The organism is Williamsia maris (assembly GCF_024171815.1).
GTDB lineage: Bacteria > Actinomycetota > Actinomycetes > Mycobacteriales > Mycobacteriaceae > Williamsia_A > Williamsia_A maris.
Window position 1 is genome coordinate 832,064 of the sequence record NZ_JAMTCJ010000002.1, and the last position, 24,554, is coordinate 856,617.

19 protein-coding genes are annotated in these 24,554 nt (G+C 68.2%); 10 read left to right on the top strand and 9 right to left on the bottom strand.

The genetic code is table 11. The features are described from left to right. Window positions 1–118 precede the first annotated feature (118 nt). The 5 genes from LX13_RS10915 to LX13_RS10935 all read left to right on the top strand — a co-directional run bounded on the left by LX13_RS10915 (window position 119) and on the right by LX13_RS10935 (window position 7,755). The gene (locus LX13_RS10915; RefSeq protein WP_188487064.1) at window positions 119–1,327 is read left to right on the top strand and encodes an acetyl-CoA C-acetyltransferase; all 1,209 of its coding nucleotides are present in this window, start codon (window positions 119–121) and stop codon (window positions 1,325–1,327) included. Between the two features lie 50 nt (window positions 1,328–1,377). Then, window positions 1,378–3,552 carry a 3-hydroxyacyl-CoA dehydrogenase NAD-binding domain-containing protein gene (locus LX13_RS10920; protein ID WP_253661349.1) on the top strand — a complete coding sequence of 725 codons (2,175 nt, stop codon included), beginning with the start codon at window positions 1,378–1,380 and terminating at the stop codon, window positions 3,550–3,552. Window positions 3,553–4,245: 693 nt separating this feature from the next. Beyond that, on the top strand, window positions 4,246–5,766 hold the full coding sequence (locus LX13_RS10925; RefSeq protein WP_253661350.1) for a flavin-containing monooxygenase: 1,521 nt from the start codon (window positions 4,246–4,248) through the stop codon (window positions 5,764–5,766). A gap of 21 nt (window positions 5,767–5,787) precedes the next feature. After that, window positions 5,788–6,639, top strand: a complete 852-nt coding sequence (locus LX13_RS10930; protein ID WP_253661351.1) for an alpha/beta fold hydrolase — start codon at window positions 5,788–5,790, stop codon at window positions 6,637–6,639. A gap of 45 nt (window positions 6,640–6,684) precedes the next feature. Further along, on the top strand, window positions 6,685–7,755 hold the full coding sequence (locus LX13_RS10935) for a GNAT family N-acetyltransferase (protein WP_253661352.1): 1,071 nt from the start codon (window positions 6,685–6,687) through the stop codon (window positions 7,753–7,755). A 4-nt stretch (window positions 7,756–7,759) separates the two neighbouring features. Here the strand turns inward: LX13_RS10935 and LX13_RS10940 are convergent, their stop codons facing one another. Next, entirely contained in the window at window positions 7,760–8,416 is a 657-nt protein-coding gene (locus LX13_RS10940; protein WP_253661812.1) for a GAF and ANTAR domain-containing protein, read from the bottom strand. Between the two features lie 373 nt (window positions 8,417–8,789). On the opposite strand from LX13_RS10940, the gene LX13_RS10945 reads away from it, so the two are divergent. Further along, a complete protein-coding gene (locus LX13_RS10945) occupies window positions 8,790–9,686 on the top strand; it encodes a L,D-transpeptidase (RefSeq protein WP_253661353.1) in 897 nt (298 codons plus the stop codon). Window positions 9,687–9,722: 36 nt separating this feature from the next. Here LX13_RS10945 and LX13_RS10950 read toward each other — a convergent pair whose 3' ends face one another. The 5 genes from LX13_RS10950 to LX13_RS10970 are packed head-to-tail and all read right to left on the bottom strand — an operon-like array spanning window position 9,723 to window position 15,459. Then, the gene (locus LX13_RS10950) at window positions 9,723–11,723 is read right to left on the bottom strand and encodes a M13 family metallopeptidase (RefSeq protein ID WP_253661354.1); all 2,001 of its coding nucleotides are present in this window, start codon (window positions 11,721–11,723) and stop codon (window positions 9,723–9,725) included. Window positions 11,724–11,754: 31 nt separating this feature from the next. Continuing rightward, window positions 11,755–12,522 carry a pirin family protein gene (locus tag LX13_RS10955; RefSeq protein ID WP_253661355.1) on the bottom strand — a complete coding sequence of 256 codons (768 nt, stop codon included), beginning with the start codon at window positions 12,520–12,522 and terminating at the stop codon, window positions 11,755–11,757. 5 nt (window positions 12,523–12,527) lie between these two features. Beyond that, a complete protein-coding gene (locus LX13_RS10960) occupies window positions 12,528–12,797 on the bottom strand; it encodes a metal-sensitive transcriptional regulator (protein WP_253661356.1) in 270 nt (89 codons plus the stop codon). 55 nt (window positions 12,798–12,852) lie between these two features. Next, a complete protein-coding gene (locus tag LX13_RS10965) occupies window positions 12,853–13,263 on the bottom strand; it encodes a DUF302 domain-containing protein (protein WP_253661357.1) in 411 nt (136 codons plus the stop codon). Between the two features lie 45 nt (window positions 13,264–13,308). Continuing rightward, window positions 13,309–15,459 (bottom strand): MMPL family transporter, encoded by a 2,151-nt coding sequence (locus tag LX13_RS10970; RefSeq protein ID WP_253661358.1) that lies wholly within the window; start codon window positions 15,457–15,459, stop codon window positions 13,309–13,311. Between the two features lie 241 nt (window positions 15,460–15,700). On the opposite strand from LX13_RS10970, the gene LX13_RS10975 reads away from it, so the two are divergent. Next, window positions 15,701–17,347: an NTF2-like N-terminal transpeptidase domain-containing protein gene (locus tag LX13_RS10975; RefSeq protein ID WP_372499872.1), complete on the top strand. Its 1,647-nt coding sequence runs from the start codon at window positions 15,701–15,703 to the stop codon at window positions 17,345–17,347. A gap of 44 nt (window positions 17,348–17,391) precedes the next feature. Beyond that, window positions 17,392–18,603, top strand: a complete 1,212-nt coding sequence (locus LX13_RS10980; RefSeq protein ID WP_253661360.1) for an alpha/beta hydrolase — start codon at window positions 17,392–17,394, stop codon at window positions 18,601–18,603. On the opposite strand, the gene LX13_RS10985 is transcribed toward LX13_RS10980, so the two are convergent. The 3 genes from LX13_RS10985 to LX13_RS10995 are packed head-to-tail and all read right to left on the bottom strand — an operon-like array spanning window position 18,571 to window position 21,862. Continuing rightward, a complete protein-coding gene (locus LX13_RS10985; protein WP_253661361.1) occupies window positions 18,571–20,175 on the bottom strand; it encodes an ABC-F family ATP-binding cassette domain-containing protein in 1,605 nt (534 codons plus the stop codon). The genes LX13_RS10980 and LX13_RS10985 overlap by 33 nt on opposite strands. An 11-nt stretch (window positions 20,176–20,186) precedes the next feature. Beyond that, window positions 20,187–20,624: a DUF3054 domain-containing protein gene (locus LX13_RS10990; RefSeq protein WP_253661362.1), complete on the bottom strand. Its 438-nt coding sequence runs from the start codon at window positions 20,622–20,624 to the stop codon at window positions 20,187–20,189. 29 nt (window positions 20,625–20,653) lie between these two features. Further along, window positions 20,654–21,862: a lysylphosphatidylglycerol synthase transmembrane domain-containing protein gene (locus LX13_RS10995; RefSeq protein WP_253661363.1), complete on the bottom strand. Its 1,209-nt coding sequence runs from the start codon at window positions 21,860–21,862 to the stop codon at window positions 20,654–20,656. A 115-nt stretch (window positions 21,863–21,977) separates the two neighbouring features. Here LX13_RS10995 and LX13_RS11000 point away from each other — a divergent pair, with 115 nt between their 5' ends. Together LX13_RS11000 and macS are read left to right on the top strand one after the other, a co-directional pair. Further along, window positions 21,978–23,297: an AI-2E family transporter gene (locus LX13_RS11000; RefSeq protein WP_372499902.1), complete on the top strand. Its 1,320-nt coding sequence runs from the start codon at window positions 21,978–21,980 to the stop codon at window positions 23,295–23,297. 10 nt (window positions 23,298–23,307) lie between these two features. After that, on the top strand, window positions 23,308–24,504 hold the full coding sequence (macS, locus tag LX13_RS11005; RefSeq protein ID WP_253661364.1) for a MacS family sensor histidine kinase: 1,197 nt from the start codon (window positions 23,308–23,310) through the stop codon (window positions 24,502–24,504). Window positions 24,505–24,554 lie beyond the last annotated feature (50 nt).

Here is a 24,554-nt window from a genome sequence, read left to right on the forward strand (position 1 = left end):
CGGCTGCGAAGGTATCTGACGAGCGGGTATAGCCAAATAAGTTATCGCGCGTTAGCCTATGGCGAACACGGTTGGAAACGTAGAGAGTTCCGAAGTGGAACTGAGAGGAACACCCACCATGAGTGACGCATTCATCTACGAGGCGATCCGCACGCCGCGTGGCAAGCAGCGCAACGGTTCGCTGCACGGAACCAAGCCGGTCGACCTGGTCGCCGGTCTGATCGGTGAGCTCCGTACCCGTTTCCCGGACATGGACCCCGCCGACATCGACGACGTCGTGCTCGGTGTCGTCTCCCCGGTCGGTGAGCAGGGCGCCGTGATCTCGCGGACCGCCGCGCTCGTCGCCGGCCTGCCCGACACGGTCCCCGGTACCCAGATCAACCGCTTCTGCGCCTCGGGCCTCGAGGCCACCAACCTCGCAGGCCAGAAGGTCGCGTCCGGCTGGGACAACCTGGTGATCGCCGGCGGTGTCGAGTCGATGTCGCGCGTGCCCATGGGCTCCGACGGTGGCGCCATGTTCCAGGACCCGGCCACCGCCTACGACCTCTACATCGCACCGCAGGGCATCGGCGCCGACCTGATCGCCACCCTCGAGGGTTTCAGCCGTGAGGACGTCGACGCCTACGCCGTGGAGTCGCAGAACCGCGCCGAGGCCGCATGGTCGGCCGGCTACTTCGCCAAGTCGGTCGTCCCGGTCAAGGACATGAACGGCGTCCTGATCCTCGATCACGACGAGCACCGTCGCCCGGGCTCGTCGGTCGAGTCGCTGGGCAAGCTCAAGCCGGCCTTCGCGGGCATGGCCGAGATGGCCGGGTTCGACGAGGTCGCCAAGCAGAAGTACCACGCCGTGGAGAAGATCAACCACGTCCACACCGGCGGCAACAGCTCCGGCATCGTCGACGGCGCCGCCCTGGTGCTCGTCGGTTCGGCCGAGGCGGGCAAGCGCGCCGGACTCACCCCGCGTGCACGCATCGTCGCCACCGCGCAGACCGGCAGCGATCCCACGATCATGCTCACCGGCCCGACGCCGGCCACCGAGCTGGTGCTCAAGAAGGCCGGGCTCACCGTCGAGGACATCGACGTCTTCGAGCTGAACGAGGCCTTCGCCTCGGTGGTCATGAAGTGGATGAAGGACCTGAAGATCCCGCACGAGAAGACCAACGTCAACGGCGGCGCCATCGCGATGGGCCACCCGCTGGGTGCGACCGGCGCGATGATCCTCGGCACCGTCGTCGACGAGCTCGAGCGCAGCGGCGGCCGTTACGGCCTCGTCACCCTGTGCATCGGTGGCGGCATGGGCGTCGCGACCATCATCGAACGCGTCTGATCGCGCTTCACCCTTCCACGACTGCATCTCATAAAGGACATTCGAAACACATGAGCGACAACATGATTGCCTGGGACAAAGACGCCGACGGGGTCGTCGTCCTGACCATGGACGACCCGAACCAGGGCGCGAACACCATGAACGACCTGTTCATGACGTCGATCGCGGCGACGGTCGATCGCCTCGAGGCCGAGAAGGACGACATCACCGGTGTCGTGCTCACCTCGGCGAAGAAGACCTTCTTCGCCGGTGGCGACCTCAAGGACATGACCAGTGACCGCGGCGAACGCGACAAGGTCGAGATCGCCACCGAGATCACCAAGCGCACCAACGACATGAAGAAGAACCTCCGTCGTCTGGAGACCTTCGGTAAGCCGGTCGTGTCGGCCATCAACGGCGCCGCTCTCGGCGGTGGCCTCGAGCTCACCCTCGCGACGCAGCACCGCATCGCGGCCGACGTCAAGGGTGCCTCGCTCGGCCTGCCCGAGGTCACGCTCGGTCTGCTGCCCGGTGGCGGCGGCGTCGCGCGCACCGTGCGACTGCTCGGCATCCAGAACGCCCTGATGGGTGTCCTGCTGCAGGGACCCCGGCTGCGTCCGGAGAAGGCCAAGGAGATCGGCCTGATCCACGAGGTCGTCGGCAGCGTCGAGGAACTCCTGCCCGCCGCGAAGGCATGGCTCAAGGCCAACCCCGAGGCCGTGCAGCCGTGGGACGTCAAGGGCTTCAAGATCCCCGGTGGATCGCCCACGAGCCCGTCGGTCGCGCAGTTCCTGCCCGCGATGCCTGCCATCCTGCGTCGTCAGCTCAAGGGCGCCCCGATGCCCGCACCGCGTGCGATCCTCTCGGCCGCGGTCGAGGGCGCGTTGGTCGACATCGACACCGCCACCGAGATCGAGACCCGCTACTTCGTGTCGCTGGTGACCGGCCAGGTCGCGCAGAACATGATCAAGGCGTTCTTCTTCGACCTCAACCACATCAACGGCGGCGGCTCGCGTCCCGACGGTTACGACAAGTGGACCGCCTCGAAGGTCGGCGTCATCGGCGCGGGCATGATGGGCGCGGCCATCGCGTACGTCTCGGCCAAGGCCGGCATCGACGTCGTGATCAAGGACATCGATCTCGATGCGGCCAAGCGCGGCAAGGCCTACTCGGAGAAGCTGGAGGAGAAGGCACTCTCGCGTGGGAAGACCACGCAGGAGAAGTCCGACGCGCTGCTCGCCCGCATCCACCCGACCGTCGACGCGGCGGATTTCAAGGGTGTCGACCTCGTGATCGAGGCCGCCTTCGAGTCGGTGGACGTCAAGCACAAGGTGTTCCAGGAGATCGAGGACATCGTCGAGCCCGACGCCGTGCTCGGGTCGAACACCTCGACGCTGCCGATCACCATCCTCGCCGAGGGCGTCAAGCGCTCCGAGGACTTCATCGGCATCCACTTCTTCTCGCCCGTCGACAAGATGCCGCTGGTGGAGATCATCAAGGGCGCGAAGACCTCGGATGCGGTGCTGGCCAAGGTCATCGACTACACCCTCGCGATCAAGAAGACCCCGATCGTCGTCAACGACAGCCGTGGCTTCTTCACCTCGCGCGTCATCGGCACGTTCATCAACGAGGCCATCGCGGCCGTCGGTGAGGGTGTCGAGCCGCAGATCATCGAGCAGGCCGGCCAGCAGGCCGGATACCCCGCAGCGCCGCTGCAGCTCTCGGACGAGCTCAAGCTCGGTCTCATGCAGAAGATCCGCAAGGAGACGCAGGAGGGTGCGAAGGCCGACGGCAAGGAGTTCCCCGAGCACGGCTCCTACGAGGTCATCGACCGTCTGCTCGAGCAGGGCCGCGACGGCAAGACCGCGGGCAAGGGCTTCTACGACTACGACGAGAACGGCAAGCGCACCGGCCTGTGGCCGGGCCTGCGTGACGAGTTCAAGTCGGGCAGCAAGGAGGTCCCGTTCCAGGACCTGATCGACCGGATGCTGTTCGCCGAGTCGCTCGAGACCGTGAAGTGTTTCGACGAGGGCGTGCTGGAGTCGATCCCCGACGCCAACATCGGCTCGATCTTCGGCATCGGCTTCCCGGCGTGGACCGGTGGCGTCATCCAGTACATCAACCAGTACCCGGGTGGACTGCAGGGCTTCGTCGATCGCGCGAACGACCTGGCGTCGAAATACGGCAAGCACTTCGAGCCGCCGCAGTCGCTGGTCGACAAGGCAGCCAAGGGCGAGAAGTACTGATCTGACCTGACGTCAGATGCTCGACGAGCGGCCCGGTTCCTCACGAGGAGCCGGGCCGCTGTCGTGTGCTGACCGGGCGGAAAGGCCACCGCGGTGCTGACTGGGTGGAACGGGCCATCGAGTGTGCTTGTCGCGGCGGGTGAGATGCCCTCGGGACGGCGCACACTCGATGCGGCGTTTCCGCCCTGTCGGCGGCTTGTGTCTCGTTTTGCTGAGTTCTCGAGCCGCTGACGGTGCGGAAGCCCGTCGTCGAGTGTGCGTTGTTTGGATGTCAGGTCACGGTGCGATGTCAGCACACTCGACGGCGGTTTCCACACAGTCAGCTGTGGTTTGCGTGTGCTGACTGGGTGGAAAGGACCATCGAGTGTGCTGGGTGCGACGGGCGAGGTGTGTTCGGGACTGCGCACACTCGATGCGGCGTTTCCGCCCTGTCGGCGGCTTGTGATGTCTGTGTCTCGGGTTCTCGAGCCGCTGACGGTGCGGAAGCCCGTCGTCGAGTGTGCGTTGTTTGTCTGTCAGGTCACGGTGCGATGTCAGCACACTCGACGGCGGTTTCCACACAGTCAGCATTGCGGTCGCCGGCACAGTCGACGGCGATTTCCACACAGTCAGCACAACAGCAGTCGCGAAGTACCCGCCGAGACTGACGCCGCGGGCTTTCCTTTCGACGCGGGGTCAGCAATAGTGACATTCATGAATGGCAACGTTGCACAGTCCGGGCCCGACCACGAAGTCGTGATCGTGGGTGGTGGATTCTCCGGCATCGGCGCGGCCATCATCCTCGCCCGCGCCGGTTTCGACGACTACCTGCTGGTCGAGGACGGCGACGGACTGGGCGGCGCGTGGTTCTGGAACACCTACCCCGGTGTCGGGGTGGACATCCCGTCGTTCAGCTACCAGTTCTCCTTCGAGCAGATCTCCGACTGGTCGCGGGTCTACGCGCCCGGCGAGGAACTCAAGCAGTACGCCGACCACTGCGTCCGCAAGTACGGCGTCGACTCACACACCCGGCTCAACACGCGGATCGTCGGCGCGGTGTTCGACGACGAGACCGACATCTGGACCCTGACCACGGCCACCGGCGACACCATCTCCGCACGCCATGTCGTGGGCGCGACCGGCGTGCTGACCCAGCCGAAGCCGCCCGCCATCGACGGACTCGACGACTTCGCCGGCACCGTGATGCACACCGCGCGGTGGGACCACGACGTCGACCTCGCGGGCAAGCGCGTGGCGATCGTCGGCACCGGTGCGTCGGCGGTGCAGGTCATACCCTCCATCGCGCCCGAGGTCGAGCACCTGACGGTCTTCCAGCGCACCGCGATCTGGTGTCTACCCAAACCCGATGCGATCCTGCCCGGGCCGGCGCGTCTGGCCCTGCGGCGGATCCCGGGACTCAAACGCGTCGCGCGCACGGTGAGCCAGGCGTTCGTCGAGCTGAACTTCCCGACACCGGCGCACTTCAACGGCATCGTGCCGATCGCGACGGTGGGGGAGCGGATGGGGCGTAGACACCTGAACAACCAGGTCACCGATCCGGAGACCCGGGCCAAGCTGACACCGCACTACTCACTCGGCTGCAAGCGCCCCAGCTTCTCCAACGCCTATCTGCGTGCGTTCAACCGCGACAACGTGACCCTGGAGACCTCGGGCATCGAGTCGGTGACCCCGACCGGGATCCGGACCGTCGACGGCACCGAACACGACGTCGACATCCTGATCCTCGCCACCGGGTTCAAGGTGTTCGAGCACGGGAACATGCCGCCGTTCCCGGTGCAGGGATCGGGTGGTCGGGACCTCGAGACGTGGTGGGACGAGAACCGCTTCCAGGCGTTCCAGGGGGTGTCGGTGCCGGGCATCCCCAACTTCTTCACCATCCTCGGCCCCTACGGCTTCAACGGCTCGTCGTACTTCAACCTCATCGAGACCCAGTCGAACCACATCGTCCGGGTGCTGCGGCACGCACGCGGACAGGCGGCGACGCGGGTGGAGGTGACCGAGAAGGCCAACGCGGAGTATTTCGAGTCGGTGCTGGGCAGGCGGAAGAACCAAGTGTTCTTCCAGGGCGGCTGCGGCAACGCCAACAGCTACTACTTCGACGTGCACGGCGACGTCCCGTTCCGCCCGTCGCCCACGCTCGAGACGATGTGGGCGAGCCGTCGTTTCGATCTCGACGCGTACTCCTACGGAGCGGCCGCGGTACCGCAGAACTGACACACGTTCTAGTCTGTCGGTGTGGACGTGACATTCGAGGGCACCGCGCGGGAACTGACCACCGACTACGGCGTGCTGCGCTATCACGAGGCCGGCGAGGGGCCGCCGCTGATCCTGCTGCACGGGTCCGGCCCCGGCGTCACCGGCTGGCGCAACTTCCGCGGCAACCTCGGCACCTTCGCCGACCATCACCACTGCTACGTCCTGGAGTTCCCCGGGTTCGGGGTGAGCGACGCCTGGGGCGGGATGCCGGTGCTCGACGCAGGGAAGTCGGTCAACGTCTTCATGAAGGCGCTCGGGATCGAATCGGCCGCGTTCATCGGCAACTCGATGGGCGGTGTCGTCGGGGTCAACCTCGCCATCCGCAAGCCGGCGCTGGTGTCGAAGCTGGTGACCATCGGCGGCGTCGGCGCCAACCTGTTCAGTCCGCAGCCCACCGAGGGCCTGCAGCTCCTGCAGGAGTTCGCCGATGCGCCGGATGAGGACAAGCTGGTGCGCTGGCTGCGCGGCATGGTGTTCGACAAGTCGCTGGTGACCGACGAGCTGATCGCCGAGCGGTGGGAGGCGGCCAACAACCCCGACGCCCTCGAGACCGGCCGATCGATGTACGGCTCGGCGGCCTTCGAGATGCAGCAGCAGTTCATGGCCTCGTCCGACACCCCGCCGTACTGGTCGATGCTGCACAAGGTCGCCTGTCCCACGCTGCTCACCTGGGGTCGTGACGACCGCGTCAGCCCGCCGGACATGGCGTTGCTGCCGATGCGGACCATCCCCGACGCCGAACTGCACGTGTTCCCTCGCTGCGGGCACTGGGTCATGATCGAGGCGAAGGCCGCGTTCGAGAGCGCGGTGTTGGCGTTCCTGGGTCGCTGACCAGCGGCGACTTTACCTTCTCTTTGCCATTGCTACTCTGGACGCGTGTCCGGGGGGAACAAAGAAATCGACCTTGTCGATCAATGGGATCAACTGTCCGCTGCACTGGGCGCCCGCTTCACCGACGGCGCCGTCTACAGCGCCGCGGTGGCCGAGATGCGTTCGGTGACACCGACGCTGGTGTCGGTGCACGACCGGGGAGAGCTGCGTGCGATGGCGGCGCTCGCGAGCCGCCGCGTGGGTCCGGTGTCGATCGCGAAACTCATGAGCCACGGACTGGGGCAGGGTGGTGACGCCCTCACGACCGACGCGTCGGCGGCCCGAGAACTCGCGGACCGGCTGGCCGAGCGCCGCCAGATCCTGCACCTCGACCAACTCGCCGCCGACAGCGACCTGCTCGGTGCACTGCGCGACGACCCCCGCTGGCGCGTGCACGCGAGGGTCGTCAGCGAGATCCCCGTACTGGCGTTGCAGCCGGGGTGGACCGCCCGCGACGTCCGCAGCAAACGCACGCTGAGCCAGCTGCGGTCGGTGCGCACGAAATACGAGACCGCCGGTGACGATGTCCGGTTCGAGCTCCTTCAGACGGTGGCCGACCTGGACCGCCGGTGGGAGGTCATGGTCGGGGTGGCGTCGAAACGGGCCGAGTCGCGACCGAAGTGGGATCAGTGGCTCGAGGGCGAGCGCGGCACGCTGGTGCGTGCGGTACTCGCCGGGGAGGCGCGCGCCGGTCGGATGCGGGTGCTCGGGGTGACCGTCGGTGGCGTCTGGGTCGGTCACGACATCGCCGTGAAGTGCGGCACCACCTGGGCCCGCTACCTCACCCACTTCGACCCCGACCACGCCCGACTACAGCCCGGCCACCAGCTGATGGTCTGGATCGTCGATCACCACGACGAGCTCGGTGTGGATCGGATCCATCACGGCCGGGGGGTCACACCGGTGAAGAAGGCGTGGTCGAACGGCGAACTGATGGATGCGTTCGACGTCTGGGCCGTGCCCGACACGATCCCGGCCGCGGGCATCGTGCTGCCCGTCATCACCGGGATCACCATCGGACGGATCCGCGCGGTTACCGCGCTGAAGCGGGTCGCCCGCCGCGTACTGCGACGCTGAGCGGTTACTCGCCGGGACCGGCGTCGACGACCTGCAGGGCCACGTCGGCCAGCTTGGTGTTGGAGTCCTGGGACAGCCGCGCGAGCAGTCGGAACGCCTCGTCGGAGCTGAGGGTGTAACGCTCCATCAGCATGCCCTTGGCTTGACCGATGATGTCGCGGTTGGTCAGAGCGGCACGGATCTGTTCCTTCTCCCGCACCGCGGAGAAGGCGATCGCGGCGTGTGCGGCGAACAGGCTGCCGATCGACCGGGAGTCGTCGTCGTAGGCGTCGACCTGCGTGGAGTGCAGGTTCAGTGCGCCGAAGTTGTCGCCCTCCACGTAGAGGCAGAAGCACAGCATCGACCGGATCCCCAGGTCGGCCGCAGCCCGGGAGAACGAGGGCCACCGGTCCTCGGACCGCATGTCGCTGATCCAGACCGTGTCGGAGTCGAGTGCGGACCGGATGCACGGGCCCTCGCGGAGCTCGGCCTGCAGCCGGTCGGACTCGCGGGCGAGGTCGCCGATGAGCACCGGACTCTCCACGGTCGCATCGCCGGTGACCAGCGTGATGCTGGCGTACTCGGCGCCGGGGATGGACTCGACGGCCGAGATGCTGATGGCACGCAGGATGGTCTCGGTGTCCTTGCTCTCCGACCGGAGGCGACGGGCGATGTCGGCCATCTGGGCGGGCAGGGCTGCGATCGGCGTGACGTCGACCGCGCGCGGCGTCTGCGCCAGGACACCGGCGTCGACGATCTCACCGTTGGATTCGGCGATGGTCTCCATGATCGTTCCCCCTGCGGTCTTTTCCGCGACTTCCTGACTCAACTGGTCCATCTCATCTACTGTTCGTTCCAGGCACACGGCCATTGCTCGGCGACGACTCCGCTCCCGACGAAGCCAGTGGTGAGAGTGTAGCCAGCGTGCCGGGCCGGTGGCCGGGTGATCGGATAATGACCGTTCTGCCGACACGAGTCGACCCCGAGCCAACGCGGGCCGACCGTCTGACCTGCATTGTTCGCCGGCCAGCGGCTGTGACACCGAGGTGACCCCCATGCCGAACACCATCGCAGGTTCGTGGCGTGGGTCGGTCCGCGCGTTCGTGGCCGTCGGCGCGGTGGTGATCGCCACCGCGGTCGCCGTTCCGGCGGTGTCCGCCGATCCCCTGTGGCCCGGCGGCCCCGACATCCCGGGCGTTTCCGTCCCGGGTTCGCCGTCGACCCCGCCCCCGCTCGCACGCGCCAACTTCTCGGTCCCGACGTTCACGCCCGCCGACGGTGCGACCGTGGGGATCGCCCAGCCGATCATCCTGACCTTCGACGACGCGATCGACGACCGGGACGCCGCGCAACGCGCCATCCGGGTGACCACCCGTCCGGCCGTGGCGGGTCATCTGTACTGGGCAGGCAACAAGCAGGTGCGATGGAAGCCCGACAGCGGACTGTGGCCCGCGCACACCCGGGTGACCGTCGAGGCCGGGAAGACGAAGTCCGCGTTCACGATCGGTGACGCATGGGTCGCGACGGCCGACGACAACACCCACACCGTGACCGTGACCGTGAACGGTGCGATGGTCAGGACGATGCCGACGTCGATGGGCAGCAACGTCCATCCCACCCCCAACGGCACCTACACCGTCGGCGAGCGTTTCCGGGACATGTTCATGGACAGCTCGACCTACGGCGTGCCGGTCGACTCCCCGGAGGGCTACCGGACCTACGTCGAGTACGCGACCCGGATCTCCGCGGGCGGCATCTTCGTGCACGCCGCGCCGTGGTCGGTGGCGCAGCAGGGCCGGTCGAACACCAGCCACGGATGCCTGAACGTCAGCATGGATGACGGGAAGTGGTTCTACGACAACGCGCCGACGGGTGCGCCGGTCATCGTGCGCAACACCGTCGGCGGTCGGGTCGACCCCGGCGACGGGCTCACCGACTTCAGCGCGAACTGACGACCGCGTCCCCGTGGGGTCGGTGAGCCGCTGGTCTCACCAGATGTGGACGCGCTGGGACTCCTCGAGGTAGAGCGCGTCACCGGGGGAGACCTCGAACGCGTCGTAGAAGGCGTCGATGTTGCGGATGACGCCGTTGCATCGGAACTCCGGCGGGGAGTGCGGGTCGATGGACAGCCGTCGGATGGCCTCGGCCTCGCGGGTCTTGGTGCGCCACACCTGGGCCCATCCGAAGAACACCCGCTGCAGGCCGGTCAGGCCGTCGATCACCGGCGGCTCGGAGTCCTCGGTGGCGATCCGGTAGGCGGCCAACGAGATCGACAGGCCGCCGAGGTCGCCGATGTTCTCACCGATGGTGAATTCGCCGTTGACCGTGTACTTCTCGTCCAGACCCTTGGGTGTGAAGGTGCTGTACTGCTCGATCAGGGCCCGGGTCCGCTTGCCGAACTCGGTGCGATCGGAGTCGGTCCACCAGTCGACGAGGTTGCCGTCACCGTCGTACTTGGCGCCCTGGTCGTCGAAGCCGTGACCGATCTCGTGGCCGATCACCGCACCGATGCCGCCGTAGTTGGCGGCGTCGTCGGCGTCCGGGTCGAAGAACGGCGGCTGCAGGATCGCGGCCGGGAAGACGATCTCGTTCATACCGGGGTTGTAGTAGGCGTTGACCGTCTGCGGCGTCATGAACCACTCGTCGTGATCGACCGGCCCACCGATCTTCGCCAGCTCCCGATCCTGCTCGAAGGCGTTGGCACGCGCGACGTTCCCGACCAGGTCGGCGCGGTCGATCTCGAGGCCGTCGTAGTCGCGCCAGGTCTCGGGGTAACCGATCTTCGGGGTGAACTTGCCCAGCTTGGTCAGGGCCCGCTCCCGTGTCTCGGGGCTCATCCAGTCCAGGTCGGAGATGTTGCGGCGGTACGCCTCGACGAGATTGGCGATCAGTTCGTCCATCCGCGCCTTGGCGGCCGGCGGGAAGTGCTTGTCCACGTACAGCTTGCCGACCGCGAATCCCAGTCCGCCCTCGACGAGGCCGACACCGCGCTTCCAGCGTTCCCGCATCGCGGGGGTCCCCGACAGGTTCCGGCCGTAGAAGTCGAAGTTCTCCTCGACGACGTCGCCGGACAGGTACGGCGCAGCCGAATGCAGCAGTCGCCACTGCGCCCAGACGATCCACTCGGCCAGGTCGCGCTCGGCGAACAGCGCGCCCACCCCGGAGACGAACGACGGCTGTCCGACCACGATCTCGGCGAACGCGGCATCATCGGCACCGAGTCCGCGCAGCCACGCGGCGATGTCGAAACCCCCTGCCTCGGAGGTCACCTCGGCCAGGGTGCGCAGGTTGTAGGACTTCTCGGCGTCGCGTCGACGGACCACGTCCCAGTGGTGTCCGGCGATCGCGGTCTCCAGGGCCATGACGGTCTGCGCGCGTCGCTCGGCGTCGTCGAATCCAGCCAGTGCGAACATCTTCCGGACGTGCTCGACGTACTGCTCGCGGGTCTGCGCGTGCTTCTCGTCGTGGTAGTACGACTCGTCGGGCAGTCCGATGCCCGACTGCGTCAGGTGCACGACGTAGCGGTCAGATTTCTTGGAGTCGGTGTCGACGTAGAAGCCGATCGCGCCACCGGTGCCGGTGCGCTGGAGTCCGCCGATGACGCCGGCCAGGTCGCTGACCGAGTCGACCGCGGCGATGCGGTCGAGGTCGGCGCGGATCGGGTCGGTGCCCAGGGCGTCGGCACGCTCGGAGTCCATGAAGCTGGCGTAGAGGTCACCGATCCGCGCGGCGTCGGTGCCCGGGGCCGCGTCGGACTCGGCGCACTCGACGACCAGATCGCGCACGTTCTCCTCGGCGGCGTCGCGCAGTGCGAGGAACGATCCGTCCAGCGGACGATCGTCGGGGATGGCGTGGTCGCGGATCCAGACGCCGTTCACGTGCTCGAACAGGTCGTCCTGGGCGCGCACCGATTCGTCGACCCACTCGAGGTCGATGCCCGAGGGCGGTGTGGAACCGGAGGCGTTGGCAGTGTCAGTCGCTGAGGTCACCCGACCATCCTGGCACCGGTTTCGCGATCCGTCAGGTGCCGGTCACCTGATCGGTGAGCCCACGGTGCATCTCCCAGACCATGATCTCCGCGGCCGAGGTGGCGGTGACCGACGCCGCACCGTGGTCGGTGAACCGGACCGTGTCGCCGGACGCGAGGGATGTCCCGTCGTCGAGCCGGACCTCCCCGGCGACCACGAACAGGTGCACGAACCGTGCGACGGGCAGCGCCACCGTGGCGCCCACCGCCGGCCGTCCGACGTGCAGGGAGGCATCGCGGTTGCCGATGCCGATCGCGGCGCCGCGTCCCGGATCGCCCGAGGCCACGAGGACCAGTTCCCCTGCGTCGAGCGCGGCGGTCACGTCGTGCTGCTGGTAGCTCGGCTCGCCGCCAGGACGATCGGGGATCACCCAGCTCTGCACGAGGTGCGCGGGCGCCGTTCCCGCGGCCGGTGCATCGGACCAGGTGTCGTTGCGCTCGGTGTGCTCGGTGCCCGAGCCGGCGCTCATCCGCTGCACGAGACCCCGATGAAGGAGGCCGGAGTGTCCGTCGGAGTCCGAGTGCACCATCGTCCCCGACACCACCCACGTCAGCACCTCCATGTCGCGGTGCCGGTGGGTGTCGAAACCCGCGCCGGGCGCGACGACGTCCTCGTTGAACGCGAGCAGCACGCCGTGATGGGTGTTGTCGGGGTCGTAGTGGTCGCCGAAGGAGAAGCCATGGCGCGACTCGAGCCAGTCCGTGGAGGTCCGGGCGCGCTCGTCCGAGCGGATGACCAGGCGCGACGATGCGGTGTCCACGTGTCTCAGGCCAGCGCGAGGAAGAGCTTCTCCAACTCCGCCTCGGTCAGCGGTTCGGAGTTGTCGGCCGCGTCGCCGGTGATGCACTCCCGCAGGCCGGTGGCCACGATCTTGAAGCCGGCCTTGTCCAATGCCCGCGAGACCGCGGCGAGCTGGGTCACCACGTCCTTGCAGTTGCGGCCGTTCTCGATCATCGAGATGACGCCCGCGAGTTGGCCGTGCGCCCGGCGGAGGCGGTTGAGTACGAGTGCCTGGGTTTCGTCGTCACCGGTCATCAGCAGGTTCCTTCCATGTGGTCCCTCTCAGGGTAGTACCCCTGGGGGCATGTGATCAGGGTGCCAGGTCGGCGATCGCGGCCGCGAGCAGCGTGCCCGCACGCTCGGCGACCGACCGCAGACCGCCCTCACCGGTGGCGGTCACCATCATTTCCGGGTTCATCGCCTCCACGATGACGGTCCGCCCCGACTCGTCGGCGGGGTCGGTGCGGACGACGACGTTGCACGGCAGCAACAAACCGACCTGCGCCATCACCTCGAGGGCCTCATGGGCCAGGGCCGGGTTGCACGCCCCGAGGATCAGATACGGCGGCATGTCGACGTCGAGCTTGCGTTTCATCGTGGCGGCGACATCGATCTCGGTGAGGATCCCGAAACCGTGCACGGCGAGCGCCGCGGTGGTGCGCGCGACGGCGGTCTCGACATCGGTGTCGGTGATGGTGGTGCTCAGAGCGATGGTGGTCATGTCTTCTCCATGGTCGGGGCGAACGGTTCCGGTCTGGCCGGTGTGTCAATGGGCGAAGCGGATGTCGGGCAGGACGCGCCGCAGCCAGGACGGCGACCACCAGGCCGCGCGTCCGGTGAGGCGTAGCAGCACGGGAAGCAGCATCAGTCGAACCAATGTCGCGTCCAGCAGGACCGCGACACCGAGGACGATGCCCATCTCTTTGGGTGGCAACGGATCCGACAGCGCAAAGGTGAGGAACACCGCGACCATGACGGCTGCGGCCGCGAGGATCACGCGACCGGAGTGCGCCAGGCCATCGACCTGCGCCTGCACCGGATCGCCGGTTCGTTCGAAGTGCTCCTTGGCGGTGGCCAGCAGGAACACGGTGTAATCCATGGCGATGGCGAAGATCATCGCGAAGAAGAACACCGGTCCCCACCCGTCGAGGAAGCCCTGCGGTGTGAAACCCAGCAGCCCCGATCCGTGGCCGTCCTGGAAGATCAGTCGAGCGACGCCGAACGCGGCCCCGGTGGACAGCAGACTCACCACCGTGCCCAGCACCGCGATCAGCGGGGCCTGGAGAGCGACGAGCAGCAACACGAAGCCGAGCAGCAGGATGATCCCGACCACCATCGGGAGGTTGTCGTCGAGGGCGGTCTGCAGATCGAGGTTCTCCGCGGCGGCCCCTCCGACGAGGGCGTCGGCCGGAAGGCGCTCACGCAGACCGTCGAGGATCGACCCCATCCGCGGGCTCGACGGGTCGACCGCCGGTATGGCTTCCAGGAAGACGTATCCGGAACCGTCGCTCGCCGCCTGCGGAGGCGTCACCGACGCGATGCCCGTGCCGTGGGCCGCGACGACCGTGGCGGCGACGTCGGCTGCAGGGGTGACGATCTGCAGTGCTCCGGGAGCCCCGGGGCCGAACTCCTGTGCGACCACCGAATAGCCCTGGCGGACCGCAGCGTCTTCCGGAACCACCGAGATCGACGGCATCGCCACCGTCAGCCCGACCACCGGTATCGAGAGTGCGACGAGGATGCCGAGAGCGGCCAGGCCGAACGGCCACGGGTGGCGGTGCATCAGCATTCCCCACCGGGTGAACGCAGGAGAGCGCAGTTCCCGGTCGCGCGCCCACGGCAACGACCCCGCATCGACACGACTGCCGAGGCCGCCGAGCGCAGCGGGGAGCAGGGTCATCGTCGCCAGCAGCACGAAGCCGACCGCGAGCATGATCCCGACCGCCATGGTCCGCACAGCAGGTGCCGGCACCAACAGGACCGCCGACAAACTGACCAGCACGGTCAGGCCCGACAGGACCACCGCTTTGCCCGCGGTGTCCATGGTCTCGCGCACCGCGGTGCGTGGATCGGTTCTGCCGGTCGCGTCCCGGAACCGCGACACGATGAACAGCGCGTAGTCGATTCCCAGGGCGAGAGCGAACATCATCGCGAAGTTCATGGCCCACACCGAGATCGGTGTGACCTCGTTGAGCAGGACCAGTCCACCCGCGGATGCGACGAGGCCGGCGATCGTGAGCAACAGGGGCAGACCGGCCGCGACCAGCGATCCGAACGCCAGGACCATGATGGCCAGCGTCACCGGCCACGAGAACAGTTCGGCGGTGATCATCGCATCGTGGTTGGCGGTGTTGAAGTCCGACCAGAGGGCGGACGCGCCGGTCGGGTACACCTCGACGCCGTCCCTCGACAATGCCGAGAGCGCAGCCTTGTGGTCGTCGACGGCCGAGACCATCGCGTCGGTGTCGGCCGCGGCGCCGGCGATCACGATCGCGGTATGCCGGTCGGGGCTGATGCTCTGGCCCGGTTGCGGCGCGATGACCTCGCCGAAGCGGGGGTCGCCGCGCAGGACGTCGCCGATGCCGTCGACGGCTCGGAGCATGGCGGGGTCGCCGAAGACGGCGGTGTCGGAGTGGACGACCACCTGAACCGCAGCCGATGAGTTCCCACCGAGATGTGACCGGGCGAGCTCCCGCACCTGCACCGACTCCGAACCATTGGCCTGCCACCCGGCTCCGGCCAACGACGAGAACACCGACGGTGCCAACGATCCCAATCCGATGAGCAGCAGCACCCACACCGTGAACACCACGCGGCGGTGATCGGACATGGTGATCCCGAGTCGTCCCAGCGGACCTGCCGGTCGTGAGGCGTCGCGGGGCTCGACCTCGGACGGAGGGGCATCTCGAATGGTCATCTCGCGTCTCCTTCAATACGGGTGGGGGTATATGGAACGGCCGAAAAAGGCGGCGGTCCGAGACCGCCGCGCTGGAAAAAACATACCCCCGGGGGTACCAGGGAAGAATGACCGATCACTACATCTGGTGTCAAGCGCGTGCACCGCCCATACGTGCATTCGCCCTGGTTATGCGTTCGTGACGGGACTGTAAGCGAATCGGGAACACCAACGGTGTCATTCGTGATGTGACCAGAGTGAAATGAGGGACGTGAATGTGGCAGTGTCCGGTCGCGCGCGTATCGCCGCGGCCTCAGTGGTCAGTGGTGTTCTCGTGCTGGCGTCGTGCGGGGTGTTCACCGACGCTCCCAAGACCGAGTCGGCGCGCATGCTCGACACGTTCGCCGCCGCTCTCGGCGCGCAGGACGCCTCGCGAGCGGCGCAGCTGACGTCGGCGCCGGGTCAGGCCGCCGAGCAGATCGGCGCGACCCTGTCCGGGATGCATGCCGCGACGGTGTCGGTGAAGGTCACCGACCCGGTGGAGTACTCCGACCACACGGCGACCTACAACCTGACCACGCGGTACGACCTGGGCAAGGACCGCGAGTACACGACCCAGACGTCGGGGACCGCGCGGAAGCTGACGTCCGGATGGCGTGTCCAGTGGGAGCCGACCCTGCTGGCCTCGGGGATGCAGGCCGGTGGTCATCTGGCCGCGGTCCGCACCGACGCCACCCCCGCCCCGGCGGTCCGCGACGGCGCCAACCGCCCCTGGATGGCGCTGCAGCCCGTCAACGACATCGTCATCGACCCGTCGACGACGCGTGATCTCCCGCGCACGACAAGTGATCTCGCCCGGGTCATCGCCCCGATCGCACCGCTGATCACCTCCCGGGTGATCTCCGACCGGCTCGCGGCCGCCCCGGGCAAGCCGGTGACCGTCGTGTCACTGCGCGACTCGGACATGACCGTGCTGGCGGGCGACCCGGATCGCGTCGCCGGTGTCGACGTCGACAAGACCTCGGCCCTGCTCGTCACCGACCGACGCATCACCTCGCCGCTGACGGCGGGGACGACGAACTACTGGCAGGCCATCCGCGACGCGACGGCGGGGTGGGCGGTACAGATGGTCGCCCCGAACGGCGCGACCAACCGGCTCGCCGGTGCGCAGGGGCCGGCCTCACCCGACGTGCGCACGACGCTGAACTCGGGAATCCAGCTTTCCCTGGTCGATTCGGTGGTCGAGGTGGCCCAGCCGGCCACGATGATGGTGCTCGACGCACGGTCGGGAGCCATCCTCGCCGCTGCGGCCAACGACGCGGCGACCTCCGCCGGGATGTCGCTGACCACGTCGACGACGCCGGGCACCACGCTCGATCCGGTCATCGCGGCCATCGATTCCGCCGCCGGCGGCGACCGCGGTGCGGCCGAGGAGCAGCTGCACCGCCTCGGACTCGGCGTCGGCTACAAGATCCCCGGGGTCTCGATGCCGTTGTCGGACAACGACACGACGGCCTCGGTGAGCGCCGCGTCCTACAACCCGAGCTCGCTGACCGTGTCACCGGTGTCGATGGGTGCGCTGGGCGTCGCGGTCGCCAGGATGAGTTCGGTGGCGCCGACCTTCGTTCGCGGGGTCACCACGACCGTCACCGGTGGCGACCTCGGGCCGGTCGACGCGAAGGTGGCCTCGGCCATCGCCGCGGCGATGCGCAAGACGGCGACGAGCGGCGATGCCAGCGACCTGACCGGGGCGCCGGGCCTGCGCGCGCTGGTCGGGACGAACGGACCCCAGGGGCCGGGCTGGTTTGTCGGGATCGACGGCGGCAAGGTCCTCGTGGTCCATTGCGCCGGTGAGCGTTCGGGTACCGCCGCCCTGCAGGTCGTCCAGAAGTATCTGCGCGTCCGCTGACTCCCGGGTCGTGCCCGGACACACGAGGACGACATCATGGGGGCATGCGTAGGTTCTCGAGGGTCCTTGCCACGGTGATCGGTGTCGTGCTGGTGCTGTACGTCGTCGTCGGTCAGCTCCTCGCGCTGACACCGGTGCCGTGGATGTCGTGGACGTTGAACGCGGGCTTCCTGCAGTCTCTGTGGCTGGCGGTCGGCCTCCTGCGCGACAACCTCGGCATCTACAACGTGCTCGTCGCGCTCGTGTCGGTCGCACTGATCTTCCGGACGGTTCGTCCGCGGCGATGGCGTCCGTCGGGGCTGAGCCGTCGGCGCACCATCGCAGCGGGGTTCGCGACCTTCGGTGTCGTCGCCTCCCTGGTCACCGCAGTCGTCATCAGCGTCGGTGTCGCCAACGGTGGTGCGGGGTTCGCGTTCTTCACCCCGCCCGGCCCGGGCGGCGATCTCGGCGCCAAGGCCGACCGTCGCGTCGTCGTCGGCAGCCCCGACGGCACTCCGATCCACGCCGATCTGTACGAGCCGACATCCCCGGGTCCGCATCCGGTGGTGGTCTTCGCGCATGGCGGGGGTTTCGTCGCCGGTGCGCCCGGCCCGACCCCGTACAACCGCTACCTGGCCGACCACGGGTACGCCGTGCTCGACGTGGACTACCGACTCGCCTCGGACACCGTGCACAACTGGGACACGCAGGTCGGCGACGTGGGGTGCGCGCTGACCTGGGTGACGCGCAACAGCGCGGCCGCCGGTCTCGACACCAGCCGGGTGGTGACGTTCGGTGAGTCGTCAGGCGGCAACCTGGCGATCAACGCCGCGTACATGACCGCCGCGAAGACCCTGAAGCCGACGTGCGGGACACCGGACGAGCTGCCCAGGATCGTCGCGACCGTCGGCGGCTACCCGGCGGTGGACATCACCGCGGCATACGCGGATTCGGCTCTCGGCAAGGCCACGGGTCGTCAGTTCATCGGGGGATCGCCGGAGACCTATCCGGACCGTTACCGCTTCGTCGACGCCGCGAATCACCTCACGGCGCAGTCGCCGCCGACATTGATCGTCCAGGGCGGCGCCGACCATCTCGTCCTCGCCGCCCCGGTCAAGCGGTTCGCGGACAAGGTGAGGGCTGCCGGGGTCCCCTCCCGCTACATCGAACTGCCCGCACTCGACCACGGCATGGGCGACTCGGCATCCACGGGAACCGCGGGAACCATCACCTTGCGCCATGCGCTACTGGACTGGCTCGGCAGATACACCCGGTGAATCCGTCGGACCGTCGAGGTCGACGATCCGGGTGATGCCCAGGTCGTCCACGAAGTGGTCGTCGTGGCTGACGACGACGAGCGCCCCGCGGAAGTCGGCCAGGGCCTGCGCGAGATGATCGCGGGTCACGATGTCGACGTTGTTCGTGGGCTCGTCCAGGATCAACAGGCGCGGTGCCGGGTCGGCGAGCAGGACCGCCGACAACGCCGCGCGGACACGTTCCCCGCCGGACAGGTCGCGGACCGGTCGGTCGGCGTCATCGGCCCGGAACAGCATGCGCGCCAGCCCGGCCCGTCGCTGCTGCGCGGTCGATGACGGACTCGCGGCGGCGACCAGGTCGTAGGGGGAGGCCTCGGGATCGAGGCCGTCGAGCACCTGCGGGAGACAGCCGACGGACACCTCGGGTGGGGCCGCGAGCACCGCTCGGATCAGCGTCGTCTTGCCCGCGCCGTTACGACCCCGCAGATGGATGCGCTCAGGTCCGACGATCGACAGTTCGATCTCACCCGCGGGCAGTCCGAGCCGTCGCGGAGCCAACACCACCTGGCCGGGATGCACTGCGGTGTCAGGCAGTTCGACCCGCACCTCACGGTCGTCGCGGATCGCCTCGGCCGCCACGCCTGCCTGTGTGCGTGCGTCGTCCAGCCGACGCTGATGGCCGCCCGTCAGCTTGGCCGCCGCCTCCTGAGCGGACCGCTTGCGCTGGTTCATCACGATCTTCGGCTCGCGCTTCTGCTCGTTCATCTTCCGGCCGTACCGCTGCCGCCGTGCGATGACCGTCTGCGAGGCGATCAACTCCCGTTTCTGCTTGGCGGCATCACTTTTCGCGTGTGCGAGGACCTCGCGCGCCCGGTCCTGTTCCGCGGTGACGATGTCGATGAAATCGGAGTAGTTGCCCGTGACGACGCGGATGGTCCCGTCGCGCACCTCGGCGATCGCGTCGGCGTGGTCGAGGAGGTCGCGATCGTGGCTGACCGTCAGCACCTGCCCCGGATGTCGTGCGATGGCGGCCACCACGAGACGTCGCGCCGCGGGATCGAGGTTGTTGGTCGGCTCGTCGAGGACGAGTAGCTGCGGTCCGGCGATGAGCGCGCCGATCAGCGCGATCAGGGTCGACTCCCCGCCGGACAACTCGTCGACCACGCGGGTCAGATCGCCCGGTCCGGTCACGAGGTGTCCGAGGCCGAGCTGATCGAAGAGGGTGACCGCGCGCTCGTCGACATCCCAGTTGCCCTCGGCCAGTTCGTGATCGGCCTCGCCTGTGGACCCCGACTCGATCCGGGCCAGCGCGGCGCGGATCCCCGCGACCCCGATGAGGTCCTCGACACGTCGGTGTCGGTGCATCGAGATGTCCTGCGGTACATACCCGATGGAGGACGGCCGGTCGACGGACCCCGACGTGGGTGTCAGTTCGCCGATGATCAGCCGAACCAGAGTGGACTTGCCGCCACCGTTGGAACCGACGATCCCGACATGGTGGCCGCTCAGCGACACCGACACGTCGTCGAAGATCGCACTGCCGTCGGGGAATCGGAAACCCAGCGCGGACAGGGTGACCGATCGCGTGGACATGAGGGGCAATGCTAGGGAGTCGCCCGGCGCCTCGCGACCGATTTTCTGACCAGTCGCCATCCGATGAGGAACAGGCCCAGGACGATGGTCGCGACGATGACGAAGCTGACCGCGATGCCCTGCCCGAACTGGTCCCGCATCACCATGCCGATGATCAGCGTGGACAGCCAGATCACGACACCCTCGGGGAGGAGTCGCGACGGGCGGAAGTCCGGCTCGGCGAGGTCGCCGGACCGCAGGTGCGAGACGAGGTAGCCGATGGCCCAGCCCAGGGCGGCGCCGACCGCGAACGGCCAGAAGGTGGAGAAGATCCCGCCGACGCTCAACCCGTCGTCGTGGTTGAAGCGACCGATGACGACGAACACGAGGATGGCGATCACGTCGTACGCGCCGGCCTCGACGGCCGGTCGGAGTCGGCGACGGCGCGGGGTGGCAGACGGACGGCTCATGCGCACACGGTAGCCGGTGAGGCCTCCGGTCAGCTCCCGGACTCGGACGGATCCCGGCGATCGCTGATCGGCGGGTCGGTCGCCGACGTGGTGGCCGGGCCGGGCTCGTCGGCGGTGTCGCGGGAGGTGTCGTCGTCCGGGTCGGTGTCGGTGTCGATGTCGGACTCCACGTCGCCGATCGCCTGCCGGAACATGAAGAAGATGACCACCCAGCCGACCAGGGACACCAACAGGTAGCTGACCAGGCGGTAGACCAGCACGGCGGTGACGGCCTCGCCCGCGCCCATGCCGGCCGAGGTGAGGGCCGGGACCAGCACCGCGTCGACCACGCCGAGTCCGCCGGGCAGCAGCGGGAACGCGGTGCCCACGGCCTTGCCCGCGGCGTAGGCGACCGCCAGGCCGGAGATCGACGGCTCGCCGCCGACGGCGTAACAGGCGAAGGCCAGGCAGGCGACGTCGGCGATCCAGTTGAACAGCGACCAGGCGAACGCCTCGCCGGTGTGGCGACCGTTGAGCTGCACCGCACGCAGCTGATCGAGGATCTCGTGCCAGCGCGTGACGCCGTGATCCTGCGGCTTGTCGCGGAAGTGGTTGACCACGTGCAGGAGTCGGGTGCCGAGGCCCTGGATCGACTCGGGGTGTCCGGCCACGTACTGGGCGGCGATGACGAAGGCGATGAAGCCGCTGATCGAGAAGATCACCGAGAACGGGCTGGTCTTCGCGCCGGCGAGCAGTGCGCCGCCCAGTCCGAGGACCGCGAGACCGACACCCATCAGCAGTCCCGACATGACCACCTGCCAGGACGCGACGACCGGGGTGGCCCCCCATTTACGGGTCTGGCGATAGGTGAAGGCGGGTGCGAGCACGTTGCCGCCGGGCATCGTCTGACTGACCGAGTTGGCCGCGAGGACGACCGAGAGCGACTTGAGCTGCTTGACCTTGACGCCGGCCGAGCGCAGCAGGGTGCGCTGCACCTGCGCGAAACTGTCCATCGAGAACCCGGCGGCGACGATGCACGCGAGGACCCACAGCCAGTTCAGGCGGTCCATGCTGTGCCAGGCCTCTTCGAGCTTCGGCCAGACCAGGATCGCCTCGACGGTCAGGATGACGATGACGAGGGCGATGGCCACCCAGCGCAACCACCAGAAACGGCGGCGCCCGGGGGCCGCGGAGGGACCCGATCCTCCGTCGCCGGAATCGATGGGCTCGTCGGCGGCGTCACTGTACTCGGCCGTCATGGACTCACACCCTATCGACCGGCCTGCGCACCCGGGTGCACCGAGCCTGATTTCGGCGGTCTTGTGAGACTGTCCCGCGGGCTAGTGTTGCGAGGTGACAGAGCGTAGATCGGGTATCGCGGCGGCCATCGGCGCTGCGCGGAAACGGTCCGCCGGCGACACCGCCACGGCCGCATCCGACCGCGAGAAGGTCCACCCGTTGGTCCGTGCCGCGGCCGAGTGGTCGTGGCGACTCATCGTCGTCGCGGTCGCGCTGTACCTGCTCGCGATCGTCGCCAACCGGTACGAAGAGGTCATCGTCCCGGTGGCGCTGGCCATCCTCGGCACCGCCTTCCTGATCCCGTTGGTCGACTGGCTCGATCGACACGGGGTCAATCGCGGGGTGGCGGTCGCGTTCGTACTCATCGTCTTCCTCGGCGCGGTGGCCGGGATCCTCACGTTCGTCGTCCAGCAGTTCATCGACGGACTCCCGGATCTGTCGACGCAGGCCACGCAATCGATCAACTCCGTCAAGGACTGGCTGGTCAACGGCCCGCCCGGGTTGAAGCAGGCGCAGATCGACAAGATCGGCGACGACATCATCGCCATGATCCAGCGCAACCAGGACAAGATCACCAGCGGCGCCATCGCGACCGCCGGTGTGGTCACCAAGATCGCGACCGCGGGCGTCCTCCTGCTGTTCCTGATGATCTTCTTCCTCTTCGGCGGCGGGCACGTCTGGGAGTTCACGACGCGACTGGTCCCGTCGGGCAGTCGGCCGAAGGTGTTGGAGGCCGGTCGCGCCGGGTTCGGCACGCTGGTCGGTTATGTCCGCGCGACGGTGGCGGTGGCTCTCGTCGACGCGATCGGCATCGGCACCGGCCTGGCGATCCTCCAGGTACCCCTCGCGCTGCCCCTGGCGTCCCTGGTGTTCATCGGCGCGTTCGTCCCCATCGTCGGAGCGCTGGTCACCGGGTCGCTGGCCGTCCTGGTCGCACTCGTCACGAAGGGCTGGATCGCGGCGGTCATCGCGCTGGCCGTCGTCGTCGCGGTCATGCAGATCGAAAGTCATGTGCTCCAACCATTCCTGCTGGGCCGGTCGGTGCGACTGCACCCGGTGGCGGTGGTCCTGGGCATCGCGGCGGGCATCGTGTCCGCGGGGATCATCGGCGGGTTGCTGGCCGTACCCCTCATCGCCTTCCTCAACACCGCGGTGCGGTCAATGTACTCGCAGACCGCGCAGGCGGCCGAGACCGCCGACAACGAGGTGCAGATGGGCATCTACGCCGCGAAGGCCGACCCGCCCACGTGGGATTCGTCGGACGCGCCGGGCCTCAACGGTCCGCCGGACGCCCCGGACGACGAGAAAGCCGACGGCGAGGGCGTCGACGACTCGGATCCCGACGACGGAGACTCGCCGTCCGACCCACCGACGCGTCCCGACACGATCAGCTGACACCACGGTCATGACAGCCGCCGACCGCTCGCGCCTGCCGAACCGGCTTGCCCGGTTGGCCGATGCAGCGGCCGACGACGCCGTCGCGCCGCTGTGGCGGGCGGCTCAGGCGTTCCGGTTGCTCAGCTACCTCTATGCGCTCGGTTTCCAGATCGCGGTCAACGACGATCTCGAGCACCGCGCACTGGGGGCGACGCTGTTCGCGGTGCTGACCGTGTGGACCGGAGTGTGCACCCTCGCCTACCTCGCCGGCTTCGGTCGACGCCGCTCGTGGGTGATCGCCGAGGTCGTCTTCGTCTGTCTGTTGATGATGGCCACCGTGTTCATCGCCTCCACCGAGTGGCGGGAGGCGAACCAGTCGATCCCGACCACACTGTGGGCGGCCAACGCCGTCATCTCCGCCGCCATCCAGCTCGGCGCGGTCGGTGGCGGGGTGGCCGCGGTGGCGGTGATCGTCTCCAGCACGGTGGCCAAGGGATTCGTCAACGTCGACCTCGGGCGCAACGCGGCCGTGGTCATCCTGCTCGCGGTGGGACTGGTGATCGGCATGGGTGCGGTGACCGCACGGCGTGCGCAGGAACGTCTGGCCGAGGCCGCTCGACTGACGGCCGCCACGGCCGAGCGGGACCGGTTGTCGCGCCACGTGCACGACGGTGTCCTCCAGGTCCTGGCGCTCATCAGCCGTCGTGGTCGCGAGATAGGTGGCCCCACCGCGGATCTCGCGATGCTGGCCGCCGACCAGGAACGGGCGCTGCGGTCGCTGATCAGCGAGGCCGGGCCGTCCGTCGCGAACGCTGCCGACGGGATGGGCGACCTGTCGGCGTTGCTGCGTGCGCGGGCGTCCGACCACGTCACGGTCAGTGCTCCCGCCGACCCGGTGCTGCTCGATCCGCTACGGGTGTCGGAAATGCTTGCCGCGGTGGACAATGCGTTGGACAACGTCACTCACCACGCCGGTGTCGGGGCGAAGGCGTTCGTGCTGCTCGAGGACCTGTCGGATGCGGTGGTGGTGAGCGTGCGCGACGACGGTGTCGGGATAGCGCCCGGCCGCCTGCCCGAGGCGGTCGCCGCCGGCCGGATGGGCATCTCGCAGTCGATCGTCGGGCGTATCGAGGCATTGGGCGGCACCGCCGTCCTCGACACCGGGCCGGACATCGGGACCGAGTGGGAGTTCACCGTGCCGTCAACAGGAGGGTCGCCGAAGTGAGGATCGAGCGTAGCGAGGCCCGGAGCGAGGCGGGCCCTCCTGTGAAGATC